Here is a 19,169-nt window from a genome sequence, read left to right on the forward strand (position 1 = left end):
ACCAAAACTTATGAGAAAACTATATATCCTATGTTTAATTTTGAGCGTTACGTTTAGTTTCGCTCAAAAAACTAACTTAAAGAAAGCTGATGCTTTGTTTAAAAACTTCTCTTATTTGGATGCTTCCAAAGCTTACGAAGAATGTTTGCAAAACATAAAAGATCCGTCAGCACAGACTTTGAAGAACGCGGCAGATTCCTACTATTTTATTTCAGATTCTAGAAATGCTCTAAAATGGTATAGAAAATTGTATGAAGTGCAAGGAAATAATCTGACTGATATTTACTACCTGCGTTATATTCAATCTATGAAAGCAGTTATGGATTATGATGAGGCAGATAAAATCACAAAAGAATATCTAGATAAAAAAGGTGATAAAGCAGAGATTAATAAATATGTTGCCCAGAAAAAATATATGGACAGCGTTGCAAAAGCAAAACCGCTTTACACTATTAAAAATTTGGATATCAATACCAGCAAATCAGATTTTGGAGCCACATTTTTTAAAGATAATGTAGTATTTACGTCAGCTCGTGATACAACAAAGTTTAGTGAAAAATTGTATACCTGGAACAATCAGCCTTTTCTTAATTTGTACATTGCAGAAAGAAATCCGGCAGACGGAAGTTTATTCAACGAGACGGTTTTTCTTCCAAACGTAATGACCAAATATCATGAAGCTACGGCAAGTTTTGATAGTAAAGGAAGTACTATTTATTATTCGACCAATATTGTAAAGAAAAATAAATTGGTTGTTGATGAGGCCAGAGTAAACAATTTCCAGATTGTCAAAGGATCAATTGTCAATAATAAATTAGAAAATCCTCAAAAAGTATTTTTTGATAGCGACGATTATTCTGTTGGACATCCATCATTAAGCGAAGACGGACAATTGCTTTTCTTTGCTTCAGACATGCCTGGAGGTCAAGGCGAAACAGATTTGTACATGGTGAAAATTGCGGCCGACGGAACCATGAGTTCTCCTCAAAATCTAGGATCTAATATTAATACGATTGGTAACGAAGTATTTCCATTTTACCAAAACGGAGTTTTATACTTTTCGTCTGATGGACATTATGGCTGGGGTGATTTAGATGTTTATGAAAGTAAACTTTTACCCGATGGAACATTTTCTATCCCAAGAAATCTTGGAGCTCCTATCAATAGTAACAAAGATGATTTTTCTTTTATAATTGATAGAACAGATGCTTATGGCTATTTTTCTTCCAACAGAGCAGGAGGAAAGGGCGATGATGATATTTACTCTTTTGTAAAAGGAAAACCAGTTTGCAACCAAAGTATTTCTGGAATGGCTATCGATCATAAAACAAAAAAGCCTTTAACAGATGTTACGATAATGGCGTATAACTCTTTTAGTGAAGTTCTGGGCGAAACCAAAACAAACTTTGACGGAAAATATGCTATTGAAGTTCCTTGCAACAAAGTGGTAAAAATGATTGCCGCAAAACAAAATTACAGTAGTGATGATAAAACAGTAGAAACAACTGGTGAAAATGGTGGCGAAATAAAAGATGTAAATTTTGAATTGAGCAATTATGATGACTTAGTTGTTAAAAAACAAGGAGTTGAAAAAGTGGATGTAAATCCAATTTACTTCGATTATGACAAGTATGACATTACACCAAAAGCTGTAGAAGAATTGTCTAAAGTGGTCTTCATCATGCAGAAGTTTCCAAACATCAGAATCAAAATTGAATCGCATACCGATTCACGCGGAAAGGATTCGTACAACTTGAAACTTTCAGATAATAGAGCAAAATCAACTCGAGATTATATCCTTTCTCAAGGCATAGATGCTTCTAGAATTGAAAGTGCAATTGGTTACGGAGAAACCCGATTAATCAACAGATGTAAAAATGGTGTAAAATGTTCTGAAGAGGAGCATGTGCTAAATAGACGTTCAGATTTTATCATTATTCAAAAATAGTTCTATATTTGTACTGTAAAGTATTGATTTTCAGTTAAAAATATAAAACGTCGAAACCATTTGGAAGTTGGTTTTTTTAATTCTTTTTTAAGAATAATGGACAAGGAGGAAATCAGACTGCATGGATTTGCAGTCTGATTTTTGATTTTTTAAAACTTTTATTTTTTCTGCATTGGAACAAAAATAAATTCTAATTTTGATATTCAGTTTTACATTATTATAATCTGCAATATTTTACTATTTATGAGCATTCAAGAGACCATTCAAGCATTACGAAATGAACTTAATCAACACAACTATAATTACTATGTGTTAGACAATGCTACAATTTCAGATTATGATTTTGATATTAAGCTAAAAGAGCTTCAGGATTTAGAAAATAAACACCCAGAGTTTTTTGACGAAAATTCGCCAACTCAGCGAGTAGGAGGAACAGTAACCAAAAATTTCAAAACCATACCGCATCAATACAGAATGTATTCTTTGGATAATTCTTATTCTAAAGAAGATCTTTTAGATTGGGAAAACCGCATTCAGAAAGTTTTAGGAAACGTAAACTTGCAATATACCTGCGAATTAAAATACGATGGAGCCTCAATAAGTATTACGTACGAAAACGGAAAATTAGTTCAGGCCTTAACGCGTGGAGATGGTTTTCAAGGAGATGAGGTAACGAGCAACATAAAAACCATAAAATCAGTTCCGTTGCATTTAAAAGGAAATTATCCTGATAAGTTTGACATTCGTGGAGAAATTATTCTTCCGTTTGCTGGTTTTGAAAAAATGAATCAAGAATTAATAGAAATTGGCGAAACTCCATATTCAAACCCAAGAAATACCGCTTCGGGAAGTTTAAAATTACAAGACAGTGCTGAGGTAGCCAAACGCCCGCTAGAATGCTTGCTTTATTTTGTAACAGGAAACAATCTGCCTTTTAAAACACAATATGAAGGACTAGAATTAGCCAGAAGCTGGGGCTTTAAAGTTCCAAAAGAAGCAAAACTAGTTAATAGTATGCAAGAAGTTTTTGACTTCATTGATTATTGGGATGTTCACCGTCATAATTTGCCTTATGAAACAGATGGAGTTGTTGTAAAAGTCAACAGCATTCAGCATCAGGAAGAATTGGGGTATACAGCAAAATCGCCACGTTGGGCAATTGCTTACAAATTTAAATCAGAACAAGTTTCAACTAAATTAAAATCAATTTCGTATCAAGTTGGAAGAACTGGAGCTATAACGCCAGTTGCCAATCTAGAACCTGTTCAACTAGCTGGAACTATTGTAAAAAGAGCTTCTCTTCATAACGCCGATCAAATTGAAAAATTAGATATTAGAATAAATGATACTGTTTTTGTTGAAAAAGGAGGAGAAATTATCCCGAAAATCATTGCAGTAGATTTAGAGAAACGACCAGAAGATTCAGAAAAAACGCATTATATTACGCATTGCCCTGAATGTGAGACAGAATTGGTGAGAAATGAAGGAGAGGCCAATCATTATTGTCCTAATTTTTACGGATGCCCTCCGCAGATTATTGGAAGAATTCAGCATTACATTTCTAGAAAAGCAATGGATATTGAAGGACTTGGAGGAGAAACGGTGGCGCTGCTTTTCAAAAATAACCTAGTGCACAATTATGCCGATTTGTATGAATTGAAAGTTGAAGATATTCTGCACTTGGAAAGAATGGCTCAAAAATCTGCTGAAAACTTGGTAAATGGAGTTCAGAGATCAAAAGAAATTCCGTTCGAAAGCGTATTGTTTGCACTTGGAATTCGTTTTGTTGGAGAAACAGTGGCTAAAAAACTAGCCAAACATTACAAAAACATAGATGCTTTAGCACAGGCTTCTTTAATGGATTTAATTTTGGTTGATGAAATTGGAGAAAGAATTGCTAAAAGTGTTATCGAATTCTTCGAAAATGAAGAAAATAGAAAAATTATTGAACGATTAAAAAGTTATGGAATTCAATTTGAAATTGAAGAAAAAATAAACCCAAATGCTACTGATAAATTTGTTGGAAAAACTTTTGTAGTTTCTGGCGTCTTTAGTCAATTTTCTAGAGATGAATTAAAGAAGGCTATCGAAGATAACGGAGGAAAAGTAGGAAGCTCAATTTCTGCAAAAACAGATTTTGTAGTCGCGGGAGATAATATGGGACCAGCAAAACTAGAGAAAGCAACAAAGTTGAACATCACTATATTATCAGAAGAAGACTTTATAAACAAATTGAATGAAGCCTAATAAACCATCATTAATTTTGTTCTTTTTCGGCTTGTTTTGTACCATCATTTTTGATTGGACAGAACAAGATGTTTTTGCGACATATGCAAAAGCCATTGTTCTCCCTGCTATTTTTATTTATTATTTAATTAGCAGTGAGTTTCAAATGGGGAAAACAGAAGGATTGATTTTTTTATTCTGTTTTGTTGGACAAGTTTATGATTTAATGGATGTTGAGAGCTCTGAATTAGGAGGAGTACTCAGTTTTCTAGTTGTTTATAGTTTAATCGTCACTATATTTATTCGACAGCACGAAAGAATCAGATTAACCAAACGCGATATTCTGCCAATTTCTATTGTAGTTGTTTTTATCGTCTATTTGTTAATCTCTGTTTTGAGCCTGCAGCTCGACAGTATGAGAAAATTTATTGTAATATACACCGTGTACGGAATAGTTCTGAGTATATTGAGCTATTTCTGTTTTGTAAGTTACATCACAAAAGGAACACATATAGCGCTACTGATGTCGCTCATGGCTATAAGTTACATTTTCTCAGATATTTTTTATATTTTTAATGAATATTTCTCGTATTCTATTGTTTTAGTTTTAATACGAGATACAACTCAAATTCTAGCTTATTTCTTTATGGTAGAATACTTTTTAGAAAAAGCTAGAATTCAAAAAAAGACTATACAATAATAGTTGCACTTTGGTTTGTATGCGCTTTGTTTTTATCAAAATAGAAATCGATACGGCCTAAATTAATTCCGTAACACCCAACTTGATTAACAAGAACCTCTTTTCCAGCCTTATTCTTTACAATTGTAGGTTTGTCTAAGAAAGTATGCGTATGTCCTCCAATAATTAAATCAATGTCTTGCGTTTGTTCTGCAAATGTCAAATCACTAATTTTTGTTGCATCATCTTTGTATTTATAACCCAAATGCGAAAGACAAATTACCAAATCGCATTTTTGTTCTTGCTTTAAAAGTTTTGTCATATCCTGAGCAACTTCAACTGGATTATTGTAAACCGTTTCAAGGTATAGTTTTTTGTCTACTAAACCTTGCAATTCAATTCCGACACCAAAAACACCAACCTTAATTCCATTTTTATTAAAGATTTTGTACGGTTTCACATGTCCGTCCATAACCGTGTTTTTAAAATCGTAGTTAGAGTTGATAAAGTCAAAAGTTGCGTGCGGAAGCTGAGCATATAATCCGTCAAGACCATTATCAAAATCGTGATTTCCAATTGTAGAAGCATCATATTTCATCATACTCATCAATTTGAATTCTAATTCACCTCCGTAATAATTGAAATATGGCGTTCCTTGAAAAATATCACCAGCATCCAATAAAAGCACATTCGGATTTTCTTTACGAATAGTTTCAATTAATGTTGCACGACGAGAAACACCACCTTTGTTAGGGTTACGCGGATCATCAGCAGGAAAAGGGTCAATGTGGCTATGCACATCATTAGTATGTAGAATCGTTAAATGCTTAATCTCGTTACTTTCAAAACTGCTCAAAGACAATCCTAAACTTAATAGGGCAGTACTCGCTGCTGTTTTTTCGATAAACTCTCTTCTTTTCATTTTATATATTTTTTGCCGAAATGCTTTGCTTGTTTTTTATAATTTTTTATTCCTCTGTGATTCTGATATTTTTTGGAGCAACAACAGTGTCAACTTCTTTAAAATAATCAATCAATACATCTCTAAGCTTGTAGTTTAAGTCAAACTTTTGAGTGCTTTTTGCAAAGAAAGTCATGCTGTCTCCGCCATTTGCCAAGTAATCGTTTGTAGCAACATAGTACGTTTTGTTTAAATCAAGCGGTTTACCTTGCACCATGATGTTTTTTGCCTTATTGTCTTTTGTAATTGTGAAAGTCATTCCAGACAATGGCTGAGGTTTTTTCTCCTTAATAATATAAGCAGCAATTTCTGAGATTTGCTCACCTTTTAAAGCGAGAACAACCAAACTGTTTTCGAAAGGCATAATTTCAAAAGCCGATCTTGTTGTAACATTTCCTTTTGGAAGGATAGCACGAATACCGCCATGATTTAAAAGACATAAATCGATATCTTTCTTTTCGCGAGCATTAAAAACAATGTTTCCTCTTAGTACGCAAACATCTGCCATCAAGCTTCCAATGCCAGTTTGCCATTTTCCAGTGCTTTTGTCAAGAGTTTCTGGGCAATAAGCCAATACATTATCCAAATCTTTATTGATGTGATCGCGATAAGGCTTAATAAAGTTTTCAATTTCAGGAGTTTCTGCAGCTTTTTCAGTAACTGGGAGTTGTTTTCCTTCAATTTTAGTTAAATTGTAGTTATTCTTACTACAGGAAGAGATTAAAAAAAGTGTTAAGAATATAACAAAAAGTTTTAAAAATCCGTTATACTTTTTTAGTTTTACCATTTTAAATGCAACTTAAATAATTAATTTTGTAATCTAGTAAAAGTACTATGTTTTTGAATTATATAAAGGAATTTTTTGTAAAAAAATCATTAAATAATAATTTAAATAAAGAAAAAAGCGAAGTATTTACTAAAAACGTCCAATCGATTGGTTTATTGATAGATGAGAGCGATTTTGAATATTCGAAAGCACTAATAAAGGAGTTAACGCTCCACGGAATTGCTTTAGAAAACATAAAAGTTCTGGCGTACAAAGGAAAATTTAAGGAAAAAGAAGCCTATCCTCGCCCAACTTTTGGTAAAAAACACATCAGTTGGAACGGAGAAATTACAGAAGGTTTCTTGAATGATTTTGTAAATTCAGAATTTGATCTTTTGCTGAGTTATTATAATGTCGAGAATAGTATTTTGATGTTAATCACGAGTAAGTCAAAAGCTAAATTTAAAGTCGGATTTTCTGCTGTAGACCAGAGGCTAAATCGTTGGATGATTAGTACAGAATTAGGAAGCTATAAACTATTCGTTTCAGAGTTGTTTAGGTATTTAAAAAATATAAAATAAATTAATAATAATATGCAATCATTGATAGGAACTGGTGTTGCGCTTGTGACGCCATTTAAAAAAGATTTTTCAGTTGACATTGAGGCTTTACAGCGAGTTGTAAACTTCTCTATAGATGGCGGAGTGGAGTATCTTGTTGTGATGGGAACAACAGCAGAAAATGCAACCCTTACAGCAGATGAGAAAGAGTTGGTTATAAAGACTGTAATCGATGTGAATAAGGGAAGATTGCCTCTAGTTTTAGGAGTTGGAGGAAATAATACTATGCAGATTGTTGAGGAGTTAAAAACAAGAGATTTTTCTGCTTTTGAAGCGATATTATCGGTTTCTCCATATTATAATAAACCAACTCAGGAAGGAATTTATCAGCATTTTAAAGCAATTGCTGAAGCTTCTCCAATTCCAGTAATCCTATATAATGTTCCGGGAAGAACGGCAAGTAACATGCTTCCTTCGACAGTTGTGCGTTTGGCTAACGATTTTAAAAATGTTGTAGCTATTAAAGAAGCGGCTGGAGATATGGCTCAAGCAATGCAGATTATTAAAAATGCTCCAAAAGATTTCTTAGTGATTTCTGGAGACGATATGTTGGCTTTGCCGATCGTTTTGGCGGGAGGAGCAGGTGTTATTTCTGTAATTGGACAAGGTTTTCCTAAAGAATTTTCAGAAATGATCCGTTTAGGACTAAATAAAAAAGCGGCTGACGCTTACAAAACACATTACTTTTTGTCAGACAGTATTGATATGATTTTTGAGCAGGGAAATCCAGCTGGAATCAAACAAATCTTCCAAGCCCTTGGAATTGCTGAGAATACTGTTCGTCTACCATTAGTTTCTGTTGATGAATCTCTAGCAACAAGACTAAATGACTTTGTGAAAAACAGCATTAAATAATTGTTAAAGTGTTAGTATTTTAAGATACTAAAAAATTATTTTGCAGTAGCTAAATTAATAACTAAATTTGCCACCGAAACTTCGGTGCGATTTCACTTTGGCATAATTAATTGTCTGAGAGATTGTAATAACAGTAAGAAAATGAAAAAAATAGTATCGCTATTAATTGTTGTAACTCTTTTTTATTCTTGTGGAGAATATCAAAAAGCGTTGAAAAATGATGATGTTGCAGCAAAATTTGAAGTGGCAACAAAAATGTATGATGCTGGTAAATACACAAAGGCGATTCGTCTTTTTGAGCAACTAGCCACTTCATACAGAGGAAAACCACAAGCAGAAAAACTGTTTTACATGTTTTCGCAATCATATTATAAAACAAAACAATATTATTTAGCTGGTTATCAGTTTGAAGCTTTTGTTTCGGGGTATCCAAGAAGTGAAAAAGTGCAGGAAGCTGCGTTTTTAGGAGCTTATAGTTATTCTAAGTTGTCGCCAGTTTATAGTTTAGATCAAGCAGATACGGTAAAGGCATTAGAGAAATTACAGACTTTTATTGAAAATTATCCAAATTCTGAATATATTCCTCAGGCAAATGAGACGGTACAGAAGCTAAATGGTAAATTGGAGAAAAAAGCTTACGAGAATGCTAAAGGATATAATACAATATCAGATTACAAATCGGCTTTAATAGCTTTTGATAACTTTATTGCTGATTTTCCTGGAACACCATTTAAAGAAGATGCGCTTTTCTATAAATACGATTCTGCATATAAATTGGCAATTAACAGTGTTCCTTCAAAAATGGAAGATCGTTTACATGTTGCACAAACATGTTATGCTAACTTATTGAAGTTTAAAAGCGATACGAAATATAAAAAAGAGGCAGAAGAAATGAATGCCAGAGTTGAAACAGATTTACAAAAATTTACTAAATAAAATAAAGTCATGGATTTAAAAAAGACGAATGCTCCTGTAAACACAATAACTTACAATAAAACAGTTATTGAAGAGCCAACAGGAAATGTGTATGAGGCAATTACCATTATGGCTAAAAGAGCAAATCAAATTAATTCAGAGATTAAAAAAGAATTGACTGAAAAATTAGAAGAGTTTGCTACTTACAATGATAGTCTAGAAGAAGTTTTTGAAAATAAAGAACAAATTGAAGTTTCTAAATTTTACGAAAAATTACCAAAACCACACGCTTTAGCTGTTCAAGAATGGTTAGACGGTAAAACTTACCACAGAAGTTCAAACAAATAATAGTACAATGTCAGTTTTAAACGGGAAAAAGATTTTACTGGGTGTTTCTGGTGGAATCGCAGCGTATAAAACAGCCACTTTAGTACGACTTTTTATAAAAGCAGGTGCACATGTCCAAGTGATCATGACACCTGCTTCTAAGGATTTTGTAACCCCACTTACATTATCTACATTATCAAAAAATCCAGTACATTCAAGTTTCTTTAATCAGGATGATGAAGAGGCAGTTTGGAACAATCACGTAGAATTGGCTCTTTGGGCAGATTTTATGTTGATTGCGCCTGCTACTGCAAATACTTTGTCTAAAATGGCTACAGGAAATTGTGATAACCTTTTAATTGCAACCTACTTATCGGCAAAATGTCCAGTTTATTTTGCACCAGCAATGGACTTGGATATGTACAAACATCCTTCAACTTTATCAAGTTTTACAGCTTTAAAACAGTACGGAAATATTATGATTCCTGCTGAAAGCGGAGAATTGGCAAGTGGTTTGTCAGGTGAGGGCCGAATGGCTGAACCTGAGAATATTGTAACTTTTCTAGAAGCTGATTTAGAAAGTAAATTGCCTTTAAAAGGAAAAAAAATACTAGTTACAGCAGGACCGACATACGAAGCGATAGACCCTGTACGTTTTATAGGGAATCATTCGTCAGGAAAAATGGGATTTGATATTGCTAATGAAGCGGCAAACTTAGGAGCAGAAGTGTTCTTGATTGCGGGACCAACTCATTTAAAAGCAAAAAATAGTCTGATAAAAGTGGTAGATGTTGTTTCGGCTCAAGAAATGTACGATGCTTGTCATTTGTATTTTAATGAAGTTGATGCGGCAGTCGCTGCTGCTGCTGTTGCAGATTACAGACCTAAATTTGTTGCAGATCAAAAGATTAAAAAGAATACTGTAGAATTTTCGATAGATTTAGAGAAAACAAAAGATATCTTGTCTTCTTTGGGTGCTATCAAAAAAAATCAGTTTTTAATCGGGTTTGCATTAGAGACTGAAAATGAAATTGAAAATGCTAAGCTGAAAATTCAGAAAAAAAACTTAGATTTGATTGTTTTAAATTCCTTACAAGATAAAGGTGCCGGTTTTAAAAAAGAGACCAATAAAGTTACTTTTATTGATAAAAATTTTGAAATCGAACCTATGGAATTAAAATCAAAAGAATCTGTTGCGGCTGATATTTTGAATAAAGTTATTCTGCATTTTTCAAAATCATAAATTTAGAATATACGCCGAAAACATAAATTGGAAACAACTTATGTTATAAAATTAAATATCTAGACGATTATGAAGAAGATAGTTACGCTATTAGTATTTTTAAGCTTTGGTTTTGTACAAGCTCAGCAGTTAAATTGTACAGTGACTATTAATACAGAACGATTAACAAACCCAAATAATCAGGTTTTTAAAACGCTTCAGACTTCTTTGGCTGAGTTTGTGAATAAAACAGACTGGACAGGTTCTGTTTTAAAACAAAATGAGAGAATAAACTGTTCAATGTATATTACTTTATCATCTAACAGTTCAGATCAATTCACGGGAACCATTCAAGTTCAGTCTTCGAGATTGATTTTTAATTCAACCTATTCTTCTCCAGTTTTAAATTACAACGATAAAGATTTTAATTTTAGATATACAGAGTATGAACCATTGTTGTTTAACCCAAGTACTTACGAGTCAAACTTGGTTTCTGTAATATCTTTCTACTGTTATGTGATTTTAGGAATGGATGCTGATACCTTTCAGATGGGAGCAGGAAATCCATATCTTCAAACCGCGCAAAATATTGCCAATGTTGCACAACAAGGAGGTTTTAAAGGATGGAACCAATCTGACGGACTTCAAAATCGATACTATTTAATTAATGATATGATTGCTCCAACCTATAGCGATTTGCGTCAGACTACTTATGCATATCATACAGGATTGGATGCAATGACATTGGATACAAAAGCTGCTAAGGAAAAAATCAAAAATGCATTAATGCTTATTGGTAAATTAAACTCTGTTAAACCAAATGCTTTTATAACCCGAGTTTTCTTTGATGCAAAATCAGATGAAATTGTTTCTATTTTTTCTGGAGGCCCAAGTATCACAATTACAGATTTAACCGATGTCTTAAATAGAGTTTCGCCGTTAAATTCTACAAAATGGTCACAGATTAAATACTAATCTCGTTTTTCATTTTTATCTTCGCTACTTTTTAACCTTATATTTTACAAATCGACCTATGATTACATCACTGTCAATTAAAAATTATGCTCTTATCGAAAAACTAGCTATAGATTTTTCTAAAGGTTTTTCTATAATTACAGGTGAGACAGGTGCGGGAAAGTCAATTATTTTAGGGGCTATTGGTCTTGTTTTGGGTAAAAGAGCAGATCTGACTTCATTAAAAAATAAAGAAGAAAAATGTGTTATTGAGGCACAATTTGAAATTGGAAAATATAATTTAAAGGAGTTTTTTGAAGCTAATGATTTGGATTATGAAGATGAAACGATCATTAGGAGGGAAATTTTACCTTCTGGAAAATCTCGTGCATTTATAAATGATAGTCCGGTAAATCTTCAAGAATTGCAAGATTTGAGTTTGTATTTGATTGATATTCATTCACAGCAGCAAACTCAAGAATTGTCAGATGAAAATGTTCAGTTTAAAATTATTGATGCCATTGCAAACAATAATGACATAATTGCTGAGTATCAGAAGTTGCTTAAATCTTATAAGTCAGATAAATCGAAGTTAAATGCTTTGCTTAAAAAACAAAGTGATGCTGGGAAAGAGCAGGAATATCATACATTTTTATTGAATGAACTGGTTGCGGCTCAATTGAAATCTGGAGAGCAGGAAGAGTTAGAAGCAGACTACGAAAAACTGAATAACGTCGAAATAATTAAAGAATCTCTAGATAAATCTTTGACAATTGCCAATGAAGAGCAATTTGGTGTTTTTCATAGTTTAAATGAAATGAAAAATGCCTTGCAAAAAGTGGCTCCTTTCTCTGTAGAATACCAAAATTTGTTTGAAAGAATAACAAGTTTGACTATAGAGTTTGATGATGTTTCTAAAGAATTGGAAAATTGCTCAGAAAAATTATTAAACGATCCTGCACAATTAGAATTGATCAACCAAAAATTGCAGTCGATTTATAATTTACAGAAAAAACATCAGGTAAATACTGTAGACGAATTATTGCAAATTCAGTCCGATTTAGGAAATTCTTTGCTTGAACTTGATAATATGGATGAAGAAATAGCTTCGCTGACTAAAATTATCGAGGAAAAAGCAACACAGCTTGATATTTACGCATCAAAAATACATCAAAATAGATTAGATGCAATTCCAACGCTATCAGCGCAATTGGTTTCAATTCTTGAGACTTTAGGAATGCCTAATGCACGTTTTAATATGGAATTACAGCCTTCTGAAACGTATTTTCAAAACGGAAAAGATGAATTACAATTCTTGTTCTCAGCAAATAAAGGAACCGATTTTGGCTTGCTTAAAAAAGTAGCATCAGGTGGAGAGATGTCTCGTATTATGTTGGCTGTGAAAGCGATTTTAGCGAAATATTCAAAACTTCCAACTTTAATTTTTGATGAAATCGATACAGGAGTTTCTGGAGAAATTGCGATCAGAATGGGAGAAATCATGAAAGAAATGAGTGCCACAATGCAGATATTTGCCATTACGCATTTACCTCAAATTGCGGCAAAAGGAGATTCTCATTTTAAAGTTTCTAAGTCTACAGTTGGCGACGACACACAATCGGAATTGAAACTTTTATCGCAAGAAGACCGAATTATAGAAATAGCTCAAATGTTATCAGGAGCAAACATCTCTGACTCAGCATTAAATCACGCAAAAGAATTATTGAATTAAAATAAGGAATGGAAAGTTTGAGTTTTTACGAAAATCAATTTATTAAGGCAGACGCTTTAATTTCTGAAGGAAATTCAGCAGATGCAAAAGAGCTGCTGGAAGAAATTTTATCTCAGTATCCTGATTTTGGTAAAGCTCACAATCATTTGGGATGGATTTATTATAATAAATTAAGTGACTTCGAAAGAGGGATCTATCATTATAAATTGGCCATGAAGTTTGACTCTAAATATCCAGCTCCATATTTAAATTATACCTATCTGCTCATTGATATAGGGAGATATGCAGAAGCAAAAGAACATATTAATTTTACATTGGCTAATTTAGAAAATGCAGATAACTCTACGTATAACAGTGAATTAGGGAGAATGGCGGAGTATGAAAGCCAATATACTAAAGCATTTAATTTTTATAAAGAAGCAAAGAGGAATGCATTAAACCCAAATTTTATTGACAATATGAAGGCTAATATGAAAAGGGTTAAGGATAAAATGTCTATTTTTGAAAAATTAAAACTGAAATTGAAATAATACAAAAAAAATAATTGCAAGATGATTATAGAACCTAGAATGAGAGGATTTATTTGTTTGACTGCCCACCCAACGGGAGCTGAACAAAATGTAAAAAATCAAATCGAATACGTAAAATCTAAAGGAGAAATCGCTGGTGCTAAAAAAGTTTTAGTAATCGGTGCTTCTACAGGTTTCGGATTGGCTTCAAGAATTACTAGTGCTTTTGGTTCTGGTGCATCAACAATTGGAGTGTTTTTTGAAAAACCACCAGTTGAAGGAAAAACAGCTTCTCCAGGATGGTATAATTCTGCAGCATTCGAAAAAGAAGCTCATAAAGCAGGTTTGTATGCAAAAAGTATCAATGGTGATGCGTTTTCAAACGAAATCAAAAGAGAAACTTTAGATTTGATTAAAGCAGATTTAGGACAAGTAGATCTTATAATTTATAGTTTAGCGTCTCCAGTACGTACAAATCCAAATACAGGAGTTACGCATCGTTCAGTTTTAAAACCAATAGGACAAACTTTTACGAATAAAACTGTTGATTTTCACACAGGAAAAGTTTCAGATGTTTCTATTAATCCTGCAAATGAGGAAGATATTGAAAATACTGTAGCGGTAATGGGAGGTGAAGATTGGGCAATGTGGATTGATGCTTTGAAAGCTGAAAATTTATTAGCTGAAGGAGCTACAACAGTTGCTTATTCTTATATCGGGCCAGCTTTAACTGAAGCGGTTTACAGAAAAGGAACAATAGGTCGTGCAAAAGATCACTTAGAGGCTACGGCATTTACTATCGAAGATTCTTTAAAATCTATTGGAGGAAGAGCGTATGTTTCTGTAAATAAAGCTTTAGTTACTCAAGCAAGTTCTGCAATTCCAGTAATTCCATTGTATATTTCTCTTTTGTATAAAATCATGAAAGAAGAAGGGATTCACGAAGGTTGTATTGAGCAAATTCAACGTTTATTCCAAGACAGATTGTATAATGGTTCTGAAGTTCCTGTTGATGAAAAAGGAAGAATCAGAATTGATGACTGGGAAATGCGTGAAGATGTTCAGGAAAAAGTGGCTAAACTTTGGTTGGAAGCAACAACTGAAACATTACCAGAAATTGGTGATTTAGCTGGTTACAGAAGTGATTTCTTAAATTTATTCGGATTCGAGGTTCCTGGTGTTGATTACAACGCAGACACTAACGAAGTTGTTGAGATTGAAAGTATCAAATAATATATTTTTACTTAGTAAAACGAAAAACCATCAGCCAAAAGTTGATGGTTTTTTTGTGAATATACCATATCTTTGTTAAAATTTTAAAACAATAAAAATATACCCTTTAATAACGCACATTCTGCTATGATTTTTTCTTTAATTATACCCGTGTATAATCGTCCTGATGAAGTTGATGAGCTTTTGGAAAGTCTCTCAAAATCTGATTATAATGAAGCTTTTGAAATTGTTCTTGTCGAAGATGGATCTTCTATTCCATGTCGGGATGTAGTGATGAATTATCAAGGAAAATTAAATATATCATACTATTTTAAAGAAAACTCTGGTCCTGGAGATTCTAGAAATTTTGGGATGCAGAGAGCTAGAGGTGATTATTTTATCATTTTTGATTCAGATTGCATTATTCCATCACAATATTTAACTGAAGTTCGTAAAGAATTAGATGCAAATTATGTAGACTGTTTTGGAGGGCCAGATAAAGCATTAGATAGTTTTTCTGATATTCAAAAAGCCATCAATTTTGCTATGACTTCTTTCTTGACGACAGGTGGAATTAGAGGTGGTTCGGAGAAGATAAACAAGTTTCAGCCACGCAGTTTTAATATGGGGATTTCTAAGAAGGCTTTTGAGGCATCAAAAGGATTTGGAAACATTCATCCGGGTGAAGATCCAGATTTATCAATTCGTTTATGGAATTTAGGCTTCGAGACAAGGCTTTTTAAAGAAGCTTATGTGTATCATAAAAGAAGAATCGATTGGGAAAAATTTTCGATCCAAGTAAACAAATTTGGGATTGCTCGACCGATTTTAAATAGCTGGTATCCAGAACATAATAAGTTAACTTTTTTCTTTCCGACTTTCTTTATACTCGGATTATTATTAGCTTTTTTATTGTTAATTTTCAATATCGATATTTTATTACAATTATATTTCGTATATTTCGTTATAATTTTTCTTACAGCCAGTATTCAAAATAAAAGTATCAAAATTGGATATCTATCTGTAATTGCAGTGTGGAAACAGTTTTTTGGTTACGGAACAGGATTTTTAAAATCCTACATTAAAGTAATTTTATTAAAGAAAAAACCACAAGAGGCTTTTCCGCGTATGTTTTTTAAATTATAAGAATGACAAAAGTTATTGGTCTTACAGGAGGAATTGGCAGTGGGAAAACGACTGTTGCAAACTATTTTCAAGAAATGGGCGTTCCTGTTTATATTGCCGATGACGGTGCTAAAAGAGTAATGCAGTCAAAAAACATTCTGGCAGAAGTAAAAGCTGCATTTGGTGGCAATATTTTTGATAATGATATTTTAAATCGTGCTAAACTAGCTCAAATTGTTTTTAATGATAAAGAACAATTGGCAAAATTAAATGCGATTGTGCATCCAGCGGTAAAACTAGATTTTGATGATTGGGTAAAAGAGCACACAAATAATGATTATGTAATGTATGAAGCTGCTATTTTATTTGAAAGCGGCCGATATAAAGATTGTGACGTAATTATAACCGTAACAGCACCCGAAGAGGTAAGAATTGATAGGGTTATAAAACGAGATAAAACCACCCGCGAAGAAGTTTTAAGTAGAATGAAAATGCAGTGGAATGATGAAAAACGAATTTCTAAGAGCAATTTCGTGATTAATAACAATAATCTTAAAAATGCTAAAGAAGAAGTTGTTAAAATTCTTAAAATTTTAAATATAAAACAAAAACAGTCTTAAATGTTAATATTTGGTTAATGTATTATTTAGTATATTGTTAAAATATTAATTTTGTTTCGATGAATAAATTATTTTTTAGAATACTTGTTTTATTGATGAGTTTGTCCTTGATAGGGATAATTCTGGTGCAAGTGTTTTGGTTCAATTCTTCGTTCAAAAATAATGAAGAGCAATTTAAATACCACGTTACTCAAGTAATTGGAAATGTTGCAGATAAGCTGGAACAACAAGAAGAGTACAGTTTCTACGACAAATACAACCGTATTAAAGACAGTACGGGTAAAATTCCAAAAAAAGAAGATTTACTAGAAGTACTTTATGTACAAAGAAACACAAAAACGAATAAAACAATCGTTTATTCAAGCACATTGACATCGGAAGATTACGATATTAATGGCTCAGTTTTTAACAAAAAATTCAGTAGCGAACGTTTTAAAAATTTTAGTTCAAAAAGAGTAACAGAAGTTTATAATAACAACAGCGGAATTGATAATAATGGTTTAGGACAAAGTATTATTCCTGATCTTAAAATTGAAAAATCAGGAAGTTTAGATATTTTAAATAAAGTTCAGCAGCAGATTCAATACAAAGATATCGCGTCTTTGACTCCAATTGAAGGAAGAATATCAAAGGAGAAGCTTTATAAATTATTAAAAAAAGAGCTTGAAGAATATGGTGTAAAAACCAAATTTGAATTCGGAATATATAGTAGTGGTGTTCCAACAAAGATTAAATCCGATGGATTTCATTTTGATAAAGAATCTACATACGATATTCCAATTTATACAGATAATGAAGGGAATAGCAAATATGAGTTATCAGTTACTTTTCCCCACAAAAAGAAATTCTTATTATCTGAATTATTAAGTATTACTATTTTATCAATAGTTTTTACATTAATTATAATAGTTGCATACACAAGTGCGTTAAATCAATTATTGCGTCAGAAACATATTTCTGAAATCAAGACAGATTTTATTAATAACATGACGCATGAGTTTAAAACTCCAATTGCAACTATAAATCTAGCATTAGATGCTATTAGAAGTCCGAAAGTTATTGAAGATAAAGAAAAAGTGTATCGTTATCTTCAAATGATTCGAGATGAAAACAAAAGAATGCACGCTCAAGTTGAGAATGTTCTTCGTATTTCAAAATTAGAAAAAAGAGAACTTGACATAACGAAAGAGCCAACTGTAGTTACAGATATAATTGACGATGCTATTGAGCATGTGAATCTTATTTTAGAAGACAGAAACGGTTCTGTAGTAAAGCATTATAACGCAGCAAGAACAACTTGTTTGATAAACGAAGTTCACTTTACAAACGTGCTGGTTAATATTTTGGAAAACGCCATTAAATATTCTCCAGATGCACCAGAGATCGAAATCTTTACTGAAAATATTAAAGATATGATTTTGATAAAAGTGAGAGATCATGGGTTGGGAATGAGTAAGATAGCTCAAAAGCGAGTGTTTGAGAAATTTTACAGAGAACACACTGGAGATCTTCATAATGTAAAAGGACACGGTTTAGGACTTGCTTACGTGAAAAGAATAGTAGAGGATCACAATGGTCAAGTATATGTAGAAAGCGAAAAAGGAAAAGGTAGCACCTTTATAATAAAAATACCATTAATAAATTAAAATATGGAAAATACTAACAAAAGAATACTTTTAGTAGAAGATGACCTAAATTTTGGGGCGGTTCTTAAAGATTATCTAATGTTAAATGACTTTGAAGTTACTTTAGCTAAAAACGGTATGGAAGGTTTCGAGAAGTTCAAGAAAGATGTGTACGATTTATGTATTCTTGACGTAATGATGCCTTATAAAGATGGTTATACTTTGGCCAAAGAAATTAGAGAGAAGAACAGTGAAGTGCCAATTATCTTTTTAACAGCAAAATCTATGAAAGAAGATGTGTTAAAAGGTTATAAAGCTGGTGCAGACGACTATTTAAATAAACCTTTTGATTCAGAAGTGCTTTTGATGAAGATTAAAGCAATCATTCAGAGAAAATCAGCTGATACAAAAGCAGAACAAGTACAGTTTGAGTTTAATATTGGAAAATTCCACTTAAATTCAAAACTAAGATTCTTGACTTTCCAAGATGAAGAGCCAATTAAATTGTCTCCAAAAGAAAATGAATTGTTAAAAATGCTTATTCTTCATGAAAATGATTTAATGCCAAGAGAATTAGCTTTAACAAAAATCTGGAGAGATGATAACTACTTTACATCAAGAAGTATGGACGTTTACATCGCTAAATTGAGAAAATATCTAAAAGCAGATGAGGATGTTGAAATCTTAAACATTCACGGTGAAGGTTTCAGATTGGTAATAAAAAGCAAAGTTTCTGAATAATCATTCAGCAAAAAAAAATAGATAAGCTCTGAGAAATCAGGGCTTTTTTTATGCATTAAATTAAAATATTTTGATTTGTTTTTTGTGATATAGATTTGCTTTTAATTGTTTGATTCTAAAAACAATAGTGTT

Annotated in this window: 18 protein-coding genes; 16 read left to right on the plus strand and 2 right to left on the minus strand. The window is 32.3% G+C overall.

The window, feature by feature from the left end:
- Positions 1 to 10: 10 nt before the first annotated feature.
- The 3 genes from QLQ95_RS18390 (at position 11) to QLQ95_RS18400 (ending at position 4,874) form a co-directional block, all read left to right on the plus strand.
- Positions 11 to 1,948, plus strand: coding sequence for an OmpA family protein (locus QLQ95_RS18390; RefSeq protein ID WP_482501030.1), 1,938 nt, complete (start codon positions 11 to 13; stop codon positions 1,946 to 1,948).
- Between the two features lie 243 nt (positions 1,949 to 2,191).
- The gene (gene ligA / locus QLQ95_RS18395) at positions 2,192 to 4,195 is read left to right on the plus strand and encodes an NAD-dependent DNA ligase LigA (RefSeq protein WP_095927708.1); all 2,004 of its coding nucleotides are present in this window, start codon (positions 2,192 to 2,194) and stop codon (positions 4,193 to 4,195) included.
- Positions 4,185 to 4,874 (plus strand): hypothetical protein, encoded by a 690-nt coding sequence (locus QLQ95_RS18400; protein ID WP_095927707.1) that lies wholly within the window; start codon positions 4,185 to 4,187, stop codon positions 4,872 to 4,874. Before ligA ends, QLQ95_RS18400 begins: the two co-directional genes overlap by 11 nt.
- On the opposite strand, the gene QLQ95_RS18405 is transcribed toward QLQ95_RS18400, so the two are convergent.
- Both QLQ95_RS18405 and QLQ95_RS18410 read right to left on the minus strand, forming a co-directional pair.
- A complete protein-coding gene (locus QLQ95_RS18405) occupies positions 4,864 to 5,775 on the minus strand; it encodes a bifunctional metallophosphatase/5'-nucleotidase (RefSeq protein WP_095927706.1) in 912 nt (303 codons plus the stop codon). The genes QLQ95_RS18400 and QLQ95_RS18405 overlap by 11 nt on opposite strands.
- A 46-nt stretch (positions 5,776 to 5,821) precedes the next feature.
- Positions 5,822 to 6,601 carry a 5'-nucleotidase C-terminal domain-containing protein gene (locus QLQ95_RS18410; RefSeq protein ID WP_250835674.1) on the minus strand — a complete coding sequence of 260 codons (780 nt, stop codon included), beginning with the start codon at positions 6,599 to 6,601 and terminating at the stop codon, positions 5,822 to 5,824.
- Between the two features lie 47 nt (positions 6,602 to 6,648).
- Here QLQ95_RS18410 and QLQ95_RS18415 point away from each other — a divergent pair, with 47 nt between their 5' ends.
- From QLQ95_RS18415 to QLQ95_RS18475, 13 genes are all read left to right on the plus strand, one after another.
- The gene (locus QLQ95_RS18415) at positions 6,649 to 7,161 is read left to right on the plus strand and encodes a DUF6913 domain-containing protein (RefSeq protein ID WP_320492633.1); all 513 of its coding nucleotides are present in this window, start codon (positions 6,649 to 6,651) and stop codon (positions 7,159 to 7,161) included.
- Positions 7,162 to 7,173: 12 nt separating this feature from the next.
- A complete protein-coding gene (gene dapA / locus QLQ95_RS18420) occupies positions 7,174 to 8,055 on the plus strand; it encodes a 4-hydroxy-tetrahydrodipicolinate synthase (RefSeq protein WP_320492634.1) in 882 nt (293 codons plus the stop codon).
- A 141-nt stretch (positions 8,056 to 8,196) separates the two neighbouring features.
- A complete protein-coding gene (locus QLQ95_RS18425) occupies positions 8,197 to 8,991 on the plus strand; it encodes an outer membrane protein assembly factor BamD (protein WP_095927702.1) in 795 nt (264 codons plus the stop codon).
- A 9-nt stretch (positions 8,992 to 9,000) separates the two neighbouring features.
- Positions 9,001 to 9,318, plus strand: coding sequence for a DNA-directed RNA polymerase subunit omega (locus QLQ95_RS18430; protein ID WP_008463064.1), 318 nt, complete (start codon positions 9,001 to 9,003; stop codon positions 9,316 to 9,318).
- A gap of 7 nt (positions 9,319 to 9,325) precedes the next feature.
- Positions 9,326 to 10,540 (plus strand): bifunctional phosphopantothenoylcysteine decarboxylase/phosphopantothenate--cysteine ligase CoaBC, encoded by a 1,215-nt coding sequence (coaBC, locus tag QLQ95_RS18435; protein ID WP_482501034.1) that lies wholly within the window; start codon positions 9,326 to 9,328, stop codon positions 10,538 to 10,540.
- A gap of 69 nt (positions 10,541 to 10,609) precedes the next feature.
- Positions 10,610 to 11,494, plus strand: a complete 885-nt coding sequence (gene porD / locus QLQ95_RS18440; RefSeq protein ID WP_320492636.1) for a type IX secretion system protein PorD — start codon at positions 10,610 to 10,612, stop codon at positions 11,492 to 11,494.
- A gap of 58 nt (positions 11,495 to 11,552) precedes the next feature.
- Positions 11,553 to 13,205 (plus strand): DNA repair protein RecN, encoded by a 1,653-nt coding sequence (gene recN / locus QLQ95_RS18445; protein WP_482501035.1) that lies wholly within the window; start codon positions 11,553 to 11,555, stop codon positions 13,203 to 13,205.
- 8 nt (positions 13,206 to 13,213) lie between these two features.
- Positions 13,214 to 13,735, plus strand: coding sequence for a tetratricopeptide repeat protein (locus QLQ95_RS18450; RefSeq protein ID WP_095927698.1), 522 nt, complete (start codon positions 13,214 to 13,216; stop codon positions 13,733 to 13,735).
- 21 nt (positions 13,736 to 13,756) lie between these two features.
- On the plus strand, positions 13,757 to 14,947 hold the full coding sequence (gene fabV, locus QLQ95_RS18455; protein ID WP_095927697.1) for an enoyl-ACP reductase FabV: 1,191 nt from the start codon (positions 13,757 to 13,759) through the stop codon (positions 14,945 to 14,947).
- A 126-nt stretch (positions 14,948 to 15,073) separates the two neighbouring features.
- Positions 15,074 to 16,072, plus strand: a complete 999-nt coding sequence (locus QLQ95_RS18460) for a glycosyltransferase family 2 protein (RefSeq protein WP_095927696.1) — start codon at positions 15,074 to 15,076, stop codon at positions 16,070 to 16,072.
- Positions 16,073 to 16,074: 2 nt separating this feature from the next.
- Positions 16,075 to 16,671, plus strand: a complete 597-nt coding sequence (coaE, locus tag QLQ95_RS18465) for a dephospho-CoA kinase (protein WP_482501036.1) — start codon at positions 16,075 to 16,077, stop codon at positions 16,669 to 16,671.
- A 59-nt stretch (positions 16,672 to 16,730) separates the two neighbouring features.
- Positions 16,731 to 18,317: a sensor histidine kinase gene (locus tag QLQ95_RS18470; RefSeq protein ID WP_095927694.1), complete on the plus strand. Its 1,587-nt coding sequence runs from the start codon at positions 16,731 to 16,733 to the stop codon at positions 18,315 to 18,317.
- Between the two features lie 3 nt (positions 18,318 to 18,320).
- A complete protein-coding gene (locus QLQ95_RS18475) occupies positions 18,321 to 19,037 on the plus strand; it encodes a response regulator transcription factor (protein ID WP_095927693.1) in 717 nt (238 codons plus the stop codon).
- Positions 19,038 to 19,169 lie beyond the last annotated feature (132 nt).

The sequence above is a fragment of the Flavobacterium sp. B330r genome, assembly GCF_056824325.1.

What these genes read in the sequence shown, in the direction of transcription:
- QLQ95_RS18390 (WP_482501030.1), top strand. Translation starts at nt 11, where the DNA reads ATGAGAAAACTATATATCCTATGTTTAATTTTGAGCGTTACGTTTAGT.
- ligA (WP_095927708.1), top strand. Translation starts at nt 2,192, where the DNA reads ATGAGCATTCAAGAGACCATTCAAGCATTACGAAATGAACTTAATCAA.
- QLQ95_RS18400 (WP_095927707.1), top strand. Translation starts at nt 4,185, where the DNA reads ATGAAGCCTAATAAACCATCATTAATTTTGTTCTTTTTCGGCTTGTTT.
- QLQ95_RS18405 (WP_095927706.1), bottom strand. Translation starts at nt 5,775, where the DNA reads ATGAAAAGAAGAGAGTTTATCGAAAAAACAGCAGCGAGTACTGCCCTA.
- QLQ95_RS18410 (WP_250835674.1), bottom strand. Translation starts at nt 6,601, where the DNA reads ATGGTAAAACTAAAAAAGTATAACGGATTTTTAAAACTTTTTGTTATA.
- QLQ95_RS18415 (WP_320492633.1), top strand. Translation starts at nt 6,649, where the DNA reads ATGTTTTTGAATTATATAAAGGAATTTTTTGTAAAAAAATCATTAAAT.
- dapA (WP_320492634.1), top strand. Translation starts at nt 7,174, where the DNA reads ATGCAATCATTGATAGGAACTGGTGTTGCGCTTGTGACGCCATTTAAA.
- QLQ95_RS18425 (WP_095927702.1), top strand. Translation starts at nt 8,197, where the DNA reads ATGAAAAAAATAGTATCGCTATTAATTGTTGTAACTCTTTTTTATTCT.
- QLQ95_RS18430 (WP_008463064.1), top strand. Translation starts at nt 9,001, where the DNA reads ATGGATTTAAAAAAGACGAATGCTCCTGTAAACACAATAACTTACAAT.
- coaBC (WP_482501034.1), top strand. Translation starts at nt 9,326, where the DNA reads ATGTCAGTTTTAAACGGGAAAAAGATTTTACTGGGTGTTTCTGGTGGA.
- porD (WP_320492636.1), top strand. Translation starts at nt 10,610, where the DNA reads ATGAAGAAGATAGTTACGCTATTAGTATTTTTAAGCTTTGGTTTTGTA.
- recN (WP_482501035.1), top strand. Translation starts at nt 11,553, where the DNA reads ATGATTACATCACTGTCAATTAAAAATTATGCTCTTATCGAAAAACTA.
- QLQ95_RS18450 (WP_095927698.1), top strand. Translation starts at nt 13,214, where the DNA reads ATGGAAAGTTTGAGTTTTTACGAAAATCAATTTATTAAGGCAGACGCT.
- fabV (WP_095927697.1), top strand. Translation starts at nt 13,757, where the DNA reads ATGATTATAGAACCTAGAATGAGAGGATTTATTTGTTTGACTGCCCAC.
- QLQ95_RS18460 (WP_095927696.1), top strand. Translation starts at nt 15,074, where the DNA reads ATGATTTTTTCTTTAATTATACCCGTGTATAATCGTCCTGATGAAGTT.
- coaE (WP_482501036.1), top strand. Translation starts at nt 16,075, where the DNA reads ATGACAAAAGTTATTGGTCTTACAGGAGGAATTGGCAGTGGGAAAACG.
- QLQ95_RS18470 (WP_095927694.1), top strand. Translation starts at nt 16,731, where the DNA reads ATGAATAAATTATTTTTTAGAATACTTGTTTTATTGATGAGTTTGTCC.
- QLQ95_RS18475 (WP_095927693.1), top strand. Translation starts at nt 18,321, where the DNA reads ATGGAAAATACTAACAAAAGAATACTTTTAGTAGAAGATGACCTAAAT.